The sequence below is a fragment of the Mesorhizobium mediterraneum genome (assembly GCF_002284565.1).
Lineage (GTDB): Bacteria > Pseudomonadota > Alphaproteobacteria > Rhizobiales > Rhizobiaceae > Mesorhizobium > Mesorhizobium mediterraneum.
The window spans coordinates 595,489-603,982 of record NZ_NPKI01000011.1; the positions used below are offsets into that span (position 1 = coordinate 595,489).

The following is an 8,494-nucleotide window of genomic DNA, read 5'->3' on the forward strand; positions in this document are numbered from 1 at the left end:
CTAGAGCCTGATCCCGAACCGAAGGTCAGCCAGCAAAAAGTTGCAGACTTTTCGGACAAGATCATGCGGCCTGATCCAACAGGTGCCGCATTCCGCCGCTCCGTCGAGGCCGCCGTGACCGTTGATATCCCAGCCCATATGCATCCCAGCCGCTCGTTCCAGGGGCTGATCCTGACCTTGCATAACTACTGGGCGGACTATGGCTGCGTCGTTCTCCAGCCCTATGACATGGAAGTCGGCGCCGGCACATTCCATCCGGCGACGACGTTGCGGGCGCTGGGGCCAAAGCGCTGGAACGCCGCCTATGTGCAGCCTTCGCGCCGGCCCAAGGACGGGCGCTACGGCGAGAATCCGAACCGGCTGCAGCACTATTACCAATATCAGGTGATCCTGAAGCCGAACCCGCCCAATCTGCAGGAGCTTTATCTCGGCTCGCTGGCAGCCATCGGCGTCGATCCGCTGCTGCATGACATCCGCTTCGTCGAGGACGACTGGGAAAGCCCGACGCTCGGCGCCTGGGGACTGGGCTGGGAGTGCTGGTGCGACGGCATGGAAGTGTCGCAGTTCACCTATTTCCAACAGGTCTGCGGCATCGAATGCGCGCCGGTGGCGGGCGAGCTTACCTACGGGCTGGAGCGGCTGGCCATGTATGTGCAGGGCGTCGACAATGTCTACGACCTCAACTTCAACGGCCGCGAGGGCGCCGACAAGGTTACCTATGGCGAGGTCTTCCTGCAGGCCGAGCAGGAATATTCGCGCCACAATTTCGAATTCGCCAACACGGCGATGCTGCTCCGGCATTTCGAGGACGCCGAAGCCGAGTGCAAGGCGCTGCTCGATGCCGGCGCGCCAGCTTCGAACGACAATCTGGCGATGCACCGGATGGTGTTTCCCGCCTACGACCAGTGCATCAAGGCCAGCCACGTCTTCAACCTGCTCGACGCGCGTGGCGTGATTTCCGTCACCGAGCGGCAGAGCTATATCCTGCGGGTGCGCAATCTGGCGAAAGCCTGTGGCGAAGCGTTTTTGCTGACGCAGGCTGGCGGGCTGGCGGCTTAGCTCCAAAGGCTATTTGCGATTTCGACCGAAGCGCTGATTGGCAATACGCCTTGGCCGCTGGAACCAGCCATTGTCCGCAGCGCTTGCCTGACGCCAGGCATCGTGAACGTGCCATGAGCCTGCGCTGTGAAACAGGCGCTGAGCGCGAGGATCTGTAGGAATGTCGATGCCGTCTTCATGGTCGTTCAGCCAATAGTTCTCTGCCTGAGCGTGGGTCGCTTCAGCGCTGCGTTAGGTTCATGAAAATCTTTGACCCAAGGACGGACGATCCCGCTTCGGCCCGACAGGCAGCGGAATATTTTTGGAAATCGCTGGCAGAGGCCGCGATCTTGCAGGGAAGGGTGACAGCGGCCAGCCGAGTTGCTATGCCCCGCCCGACCGTTCTCCCGCATGAGCTGACCCTATGCCCGACCTGCTCCTAGAAATTCGCTCCGAGGAAATCCCCGCGCAGCCGCACGCCCGCAGCGCCGCAGGCGCGAGGACGTGCAAAAAAGGAAAAGGCATGCGGGGAGGGAAACTCTAATGCCGGATTTATTGCTTGAACTTCGCTCCGAGGAAATCCCCGCGCGCATGCAGCGCAAGGCGGCAGGCGACTTGCGGAAGATGCTGACTGACGGTCTGGTCGAGGCCGGGCTGACCTATGAGGCGGCGCGCGAATATTGGACGCCGCGCCGGTTGGCGCTCGACATTCGCGGCGTGACCGCGCGCTCGAAGGACATCAGCGAGGAGATCAAGGGCCCCTCGACCAAGGCGCCCGAACAGGCGGTCCAGGGTTTTCTGCGCAAGGCCGGTCTTTCCTCGATCGCCGAGGCGCATGTCCATGCCGACCCGAAGAAGGGCGATTTCTATGTCGCCCATATTGCGAAGCCGGGCAGGGCGGCAGAAGAAATCATCGCCGAGCTGGTGCCGGGCATCATCCGCGGCTTTCCATGGCCGAAATCGATGCGCTGGGGGCCTGCCTCGGCGAAACCCGGATCGTTGCGCTGGGTGCGGCCGCTGCAATCCATCCTCTGCACCTTCGGCCCGGAGACCGAAGAGCCGGTGGTGGTCGATTTCGAGATCGACGGCCTCCGCTCGGGTAACCTCACCTACGGCCACCGTTTTCATGCGCCGGGCGCGATCACCGTGCGCCGCTTCGACGACTATGCCGCAAAGCTGGAGGCAGCCAAGGTCGTGCTCGATGCCGACCGGCGCAAGCAGATCATCCTTTCCGACGCCAGGAATCTCGCTTTCGCCAACGGGCTCGACCTGGTCGAAGACGAGGGCCTGCTCGAGGAAGTGTCAGGCCTGGTCGAATGGCCTGTCGTGCTGATGGGCGAATTCGAGCAAGACTTTCTCGCCATTCCGGCCGAGGTGATCCGGCTCACCATCCGCGCTAACCAGAAGTGCTTCGTCACGCGGCCGCAGGGCGTTGGTGAAGAGCTTTCCAACCGCTTCATCCTGACCGCCAACATCGAAGCCAAGGACGGCGGCAAGGAGATCGCCTACGGCAACGGCAAGGTGGTGCGCGCGCGCCTCTCCGACGCGCTCTATTTCTGGAAGACCGACCAGGGCGACCTGCCTGACCTCGACCAGTTGCAGGCATCGGCGGAAAAGTTCGGGCTCGATCTCAAAAAGCCGCTCGACCAGCGCATGGCTCGCCTCGACCATCTCGGTGTCACCTTCCACGCCAAGCTCGGCACGCAAGGCGAGCGGGTTGAGCGGATCAAGAGGCTGGCTGGCGAGATTGCTGACACGTTGTCGAAGCAGCCGAATTTCTTCGATGGCAAGCTTCTGTCAGCCGACGATCTGAACGTCGAACAGAAATATCTCCGCGAGCGCGCCGAGCGTGCTGCCGTCCTGGCCAAGGCCGACCTCACCACCGAGGTGGTCGGCGAGTTCCCGGAACTGCAGGGCGCCATGGGCCGCAAATATGCGCTGCTGCAGGGCGAGCATTCTTCCGTCGCCGCGGCAATTGAGGAGCACTACAAGCCTCAGGGACCGTCAGACCGCGTGCCCACAGATCCAGTGTCGGTGGCCGTCGCGCTCGCCGACAAGCTCGACACGCTGGTCGGCTTCTGGGCGATCGACGAAAAGCCCACGGGGTCGAAGGATCCCTATGCGTTGCGGAGGGCTGCGCTCGGGGTGGTAAGGATTTTGGTTGAGAATGAGGTTAGGCTACCGGTCCAGCGCCAGTTTATTAACGCACTGTTCGGACTTACCTACAATGGCGGTGATCGTTTTTCGGTGGTCTGGCGAGCGGATGACGGGGGGGATTTCACTACCGGCGTTGGATCGGCCGATGATCTGCTCAGTAAGCGAGCAGGTTTGTTGTCCTCGGAGGTACGTGGCGTAGAACTCCCAGACCATTCTGCGGCTGAAATAATTGCCGACCTCCTCTCCTTCTTCCACGATCGTCTGAAGGTCTATCTCCGCGATCAAGGCGCTCGCCATGATCTAATCGATGCTGTGCTGGCGGGTGGCGGAAGCGCGCCAATCTCCCCCCTAGAGGGGGAGATGTCGGCGAAGCCGACAGAGGGGGGCGCTGTCCCGCCGGCGTCTCATTCTGTCACGCCCCCCTCTGCCCTGCCGGGCATCTCCCCCTCAAGGGGGGAGATTGGCCAATCGCAAAACGACGACCTGCTTCAAATTGTTCGCCGCGTCCAAGCGCTCGGCTCGTTCCTCGACACCGAGGACGGCAAGAACCTGCTCGCCGGCACCAAGCGTGCGGCCAACATTCTGGCCGCTGAGGAGAAGAAGAAAACGACGGTTGCCGACCATGTCGAGCCGGCTCTATTCCGGGAAGATGCCGAGAAAACGCTGTTTGCGGCGGTGAATCAGGCCGAGAAGGAAGCCGGCCAAGCGATACACAATGAAGACTTTTCCGCCGCCATGCTGGCGCTTAGCGCGTTGCGCGAACCGGTTGATTCATTCTTTGAACGCGTTCTCGTGAATGATGAGGATCAGGCCGTTCGAGCCAACCGTCTGGCACTGCTGGCGCGCATCCGGGCAGCGACTGACCAGGTCGCGGATTTCTCGAAGATCGCCGGCTGAGGCTTGGAAATAATTTGTTCCAATAGCCGATTCGAGCCGGCTTACAGTCATATGACGATGATCTCTGCGTGGCACAAGGAGCATGTTCCCCAAACCCACGGAGGCTTCCATGAATTCCGCTCGCGACATCGAAGTGACAGAAGAAACGCCTGCCGAGACGCTTGAGTCGGCTTCCGAAACGACCCTCGACCAGGCCGCCACCACTGCAGTCGAAGCTGCCGACCTGTCGGACGAGGACAGTGACGACGACGAAAGCGAAGCGACGGTCGAGGAAGGCGCTGAAGATGACAAAGCCGCCACCCTCTCGGATGACGATGAGGAAGACGACGAAGACGAAGAAGATGACGACGACAGCGTGAAGGCCGAGGCGCCGGACGCTGAGGAAGAGGAAGAAGAGGAAGAGGAAGAGTCGGACGCCTCCGACGACGCGGACGAAGAGGTCGCGGCCTAGGTTTTTTCAAGCGACGGAGTTTTACTCAGTGAACCGGGGCGGCGCGTGAGCGTCGTCCTGGCCTCGAGCGGCTATCTGGCTTGGTCGATCTCGGGAATGGGCGTCGGCTGTGGCGTTGCCGGCTCGCTGTTCGTTTTCCCTGCCTTTTTGTCGGATTTGGTGTCTGCACCAGGTGCTGCGGCAGCGGTGGTCGCGGCAGGTGCGGAACTTGGAGCCGGTGTTGCGAAGGCGTCGCCGACGATGCCGCCGCGAATGATCATCGGGCTTTGCATGAAATCATGCTTGGGCTGGCTCGGGATCGCAGCAACTTTTTCATAGGCGACATCGGGCACTAGTTCGCCGAGCGCCACGATCGACGGTGTCGAGGAACTCTCAGTCACTTTCACCGGTTCGGGCGCGCCGAGCCTGACGACGGACGGCGTCGAGGATGCTGCACCGAGAACGACGAAGGACGAAGCCTGTGCTCCGCCCGCCGCCAAAGTGAGACCAAGCGCTCCCAGGATACGCACCCAGACCATGATAGTTCCCCTTGCCCAACAAGCCGGCACCATACCGTCGGGGAATTGATGCGGGCTTGCGAGGAAAGATAGCATTTTAGCGATTTGGTAATTCGCCAACGCCCGGACTTGCTCCGTAAACGTCACCGTATTACGCACCCACATCTGTGAGGTGATGAGAGTGGCTGAGATACTTGCCGCCGGCGAGGCGATGGAGCGGGCGCTGGCGCTGCTCGAAGGCGGCGATGTCGTCGCCATTCCGACGGAAACCGTTTACGGGCTGGCCGGCGACGCCACCAATGGCGTTGGCGTGGCGCGTATCTTCGAGGTCAAGGGCCGGCCACGCTTCAACCCGCTGATCGCCCATGTCGCCGATCTGGCGATGGCCGAGCGTATCGCGCTGTTCGATCCGCTGTCGAAAAGACTGGCGCAGACATTCTGGCCGGGACCGCTGACGCTGGTGCTGCCGCAGCGGCCGGGCAACGGCATTCATCCGCTGGTCACCGCCGGGTTGGATACGATCGCGCTGCGCATGCCGAAAGGCTTTGGCGGCGAGCTGATCGCCAGGCTCGGCCGCCCGCTTGCGGCGCCCAGCGCCAATTCTTCGGGAAGGATCAGTGCCACGACGGCCGAGGCAGTGGCGGCCGATCTCGGCTCAAAAATCAGGCTGGTGGTCGATGGCGGCGCAACGTCCGTTGGGCTCGAATCGACGATCGTCAAGGTCGAGGGCGGAAAGCTGCGGCTGCTGCGGCCGGGCGGCATTGCCGCCGAGGAGATCGAAGCGGCCGCCGGCGTGAAGCTGTCGCGCGGCGCGGCGGGCATCGAGGCTCCCGGCATGTTGGCCTCGCACTATGCGCCGGGCGCTGCGGTGCGGCTCAACGCCGAGACAATTGCCAAAGGCGAAGCCTTGCTGGCCTTCGGTGATCGCCGTGCCGAGGGCTGGCAGAATGCCGCCGCTTTGCGCAACCTGTCCGAGACCGGCGACCTGCGCGAGGCCGCAGCCAACCTCTTTGCCCACATGCAGGATCTCGATCGCAGCGGCGCCAGGACAATCGCCGTCGAGCCCATACCATTCGATGGGCTAGGCGAGGCGATCAACGACCGGCTTTCGCGCGCCGCCGCCCCTCGTGACCAGGCCGCCCCCCGTGACAAGATCGATTGAGCACCATAGTTTCCCATCCATGAACGACATATCCAGGGATATCGACCCCGCCCTCGTCGAACGCTTTGCGGTCATCGTCGGCGACAAATATGCGCTTCGCGACGAGCAGGACATCGCGCCTTACCTCACGGAGAGACGCGGCCTTTGGCATGGCCGGACGGCGCTGGTCCTGAGGCCCGGCAGCGTCGACGAGGTCAGCCGCATCATGCGGCTGGCGACCGAGACGGGGACGCCCATCGTGCCGCAGAGCGGCAATACCGGGCTGGTCGGCGCGCAGGTGCCAGACACATCCGGCCGCGAGATCGTGCTGTCGCTGTCGCGGCTGAACAGCATCCGCGAGATCGACGTGCTGTCCAACACGGTCACCGTCGAGGCCGGGGTCATCCTGCAGACGCTGCAGGAGGCGGCCGATGCCGCCGACCGGCTGTTTCCGCTGTCGCTTGCCGCGCAAGGCTCCTGCCAGATCGGCGGCAATCTCTCTTCCAATGCCGGCGGCACCGGCGTGCTTGCCTATGGCAATGCGCGTGAGCTCTGCCTCGGCGTCGAGGTGGTGCTGCCGACCGGCGAGGTGTTCGACGATCTGCGCAAGCTGAAAAAGGACAACACCGGCTACGATCTGAAGAACCTGTTTGTCGGTGCGGAAGGCACGCTCGGCATCATCACCGCTGCCGTGCTCAAGCTTTTCCCCAAGCCCAAGGGGCGCGAGGTGGCGTTTGCCGGCCTGTCCTCGCCCGAGGCGGCGCTGTCTCTGCTCAGCCTGGCGATGGATCGTGCCGGGGCCGCGCTCACTGCTTTCGAGCTAATCGGACAGAGGCCCTATGACTTCACGCTTCTGCACGCGCCAGGCGCCGTGCGGCCGCTGGCCGAGGATTGGCCGTGGTATGTGCTGATGCAGATCTCGTCGGGCCGCTCAGCGGAAGATGCAAGGGCCCTGATCGAGGAGGTGCTGTCGGAAGGTCTTGAACAGGAGATCGTCGGCGATGCGGTGATCGCGGCAAGTCTCGCCCAAGGCGATGCCTTCTGGAATTTCCGCGAGGTGCTGCCCGACGCACAGAAGCCCGAAGGCGCCTCGATCAAGCATGACATCTCGGTGCCGGTGGCGGCTATCCCGCAATTCATCGAAAAGGCGGCCGGCGCCGTGCAGTCGGTCAGCCCCGGTGCGCGCGAGGTCTGTTTCGGCCATATGGGCGACGGCAACCTCCACTACAATATTTCCCGGCCGGTCGGCGGCGATGACGAAGCGTTTCTTGCGCTCTACCACGCCATGAACAAGGCCGTGCACGATGTCGTGCGCAGCTTCCACGGCTCGATCTCGGCAGAGCACGGCATTGGCCAGCTGAAGCGGGATGAATTGATCGCGACGGCGCCGCCGATGGCGATCGAGCTGATGCGCAGGGTGAAGACGGCCTTCGATCCGGCCGGCATTATGAATCCCGGTAAGGTTATCTGATCCTTTCGATATCTTGTGCCTGGTCGTATTCCGATAACCATCCCTCCGAGATCAGCAAAATTTAACCGACTTTCTTAAGCGCAGCGATAAGAAGCCCGCGCTAATGTTTCCCCACAACGAGGCTGGAAAAACCGGCCCGGAGACCCGGAAAGACCGGCTCTCAGGAGAGACAGGAAAGGCACAATATGAACACTGGACTGAAGCCAGTCTGGGCCGGGCGCAACATGCGCCTCGACCCATTCCGCCTGCCGCAGGTGGTGAGCTACGCCACGCGCGACGACTATGGCGACGTTACCTTCACCATCGACCACCGTGGCGCTGTCATTCGCCGCATGCTGGAGATGAGCGGCGTGCCGGCGATCATCGCTCTGCCCGCCAACGCGTTTCGCGGCGTGGCCGCCCGCGCGATGGAGGACCCGGATGGCAATGTCACAGTGACCTTGGAGCTTCTGCACAATGATCCGATGCTGTCGGTGCCGTTGCTTGTTGCCGACGATCTCGAGGATGTCGCCGCCGACTGGCGCGCCTGGGCCGACGCTTACCGTCTGCCGATGCTTCTGATCGAATCCGACGGCGTCGCCCGCACGCTGGAGGAATCGCTAGGCGCTGCCATCAAGACATTGCCGGCGCAGGACCGTCGCAAGGGTCGGATTTCGAACACGCGCCGCCCGCGCTTCCTCGCGCGCCGCCGCGCCGGCGATCTCGGCCTCAGGCTGGTCATCGGCGGCCAGGAAATCATTTCGCGCGACGAATAGTGCATCTGCGGCTCTCCCTTCTCCCCTTGTGAGGGCTTTGCACGGGGAGCGAAGTGGATTTCGGTGGTCAGTGAGGGCCTTTTTGAA

At 62.8% G+C, this 8,494-nt stretch carries 7 protein-coding genes; 6 read left to right on the forward strand and 1 reads right to left on the reverse strand.

Annotated features, from left to right (window positions below; all coding sequences use genetic code 11):
* Positions 1 to 138: 138 nt before the first annotated feature.
* The 3 genes from CIT25_RS07935 to CIT25_RS36160 all read left to right on the forward strand — a co-directional run bounded on the left by CIT25_RS07935 (position 139) and on the right by CIT25_RS36160 (position 4,543).
* Positions 139 to 1,059 (forward strand): glycine--tRNA ligase subunit alpha, encoded by a 921-nt coding sequence (locus CIT25_RS07935; protein WP_206072928.1) that lies wholly within the window; start codon positions 139 to 141, stop codon positions 1,057 to 1,059.
* 522 nt (positions 1,060 to 1,581) lie between these two features.
* Positions 1,582 to 4,092 (forward strand): glycine--tRNA ligase subunit beta, encoded by a 2,511-nt coding sequence (gene glyS, locus CIT25_RS07945; RefSeq protein WP_095483970.1) that lies wholly within the window; start codon positions 1,582 to 1,584, stop codon positions 4,090 to 4,092.
* A gap of 109 nt (positions 4,093 to 4,201) precedes the next feature.
* On the forward strand, positions 4,202 to 4,543 hold the full coding sequence (locus tag CIT25_RS36160) for a hypothetical protein (protein WP_158302523.1): 342 nt from the start codon (positions 4,202 to 4,204) through the stop codon (positions 4,541 to 4,543).
* Between the two features lie 71 nt (positions 4,544 to 4,614).
* Here CIT25_RS36160 and CIT25_RS07955 read toward each other — a convergent pair whose 3' ends face one another.
* Positions 4,615 to 5,061, reverse strand: coding sequence for a hypothetical protein (locus tag CIT25_RS07955; protein ID WP_095483971.1), 447 nt, complete (start codon positions 5,059 to 5,061; stop codon positions 4,615 to 4,617).
* Between the two features lie 160 nt (positions 5,062 to 5,221).
* Between CIT25_RS07955 and CIT25_RS07960 the strand changes: the two genes are divergently transcribed.
* The 3 genes from CIT25_RS07960 (at position 5,222) to CIT25_RS07970 (ending at position 8,407) form a co-directional block, all read left to right on the forward strand.
* Positions 5,222 to 6,202, forward strand: coding sequence for an L-threonylcarbamoyladenylate synthase (locus CIT25_RS07960; RefSeq protein WP_164547030.1), 981 nt, complete (start codon positions 5,222 to 5,224; stop codon positions 6,200 to 6,202).
* Positions 6,203 to 6,221: 19 nt separating this feature from the next.
* Complete coding sequence (locus CIT25_RS07965; RefSeq protein WP_095483973.1) at positions 6,222 to 7,652, forward strand: FAD-binding oxidoreductase; 1,431 nt, start codon at positions 6,222 to 6,224, stop codon at positions 7,650 to 7,652.
* 185 nt (positions 7,653 to 7,837) lie between these two features.
* Positions 7,838 to 8,407, forward strand: a complete 570-nt coding sequence (locus tag CIT25_RS07970) for a DUF6101 family protein (RefSeq protein WP_095483974.1) — start codon at positions 7,838 to 7,840, stop codon at positions 8,405 to 8,407.
* Positions 8,408 to 8,494 lie beyond the last annotated feature (87 nt).

Bases quoted from the DNA above. Each gene is read 5' to 3' on its own strand.
- CIT25_RS07965 (WP_095483973.1), top strand. From the start codon at position 6,222: ATGAACGACATATCCAGGGATATCGACCCCGCCCTCGTCGAACGCTTT.
- glyS (WP_095483970.1), top strand. From the start codon at position 1,582: ATGCCGGATTTATTGCTTGAACTTCGCTCCGAGGAAATCCCCGCGCGC.
- CIT25_RS07955 (WP_095483971.1), bottom strand. From the start codon at position 5,061: ATGGTCTGGGTGCGTATCCTGGGAGCGCTTGGTCTCACTTTGGCGGCG.
- CIT25_RS07970 (WP_095483974.1), top strand. From the start codon at position 7,838: ATGAACACTGGACTGAAGCCAGTCTGGGCCGGGCGCAACATGCGCCTC.
- CIT25_RS07935 (WP_206072928.1), top strand. From the start codon at position 139: ATGCATCCCAGCCGCTCGTTCCAGGGGCTGATCCTGACCTTGCATAAC.
- CIT25_RS36160 (WP_158302523.1), top strand. From the start codon at position 4,202: ATGAATTCCGCTCGCGACATCGAAGTGACAGAAGAAACGCCTGCCGAG.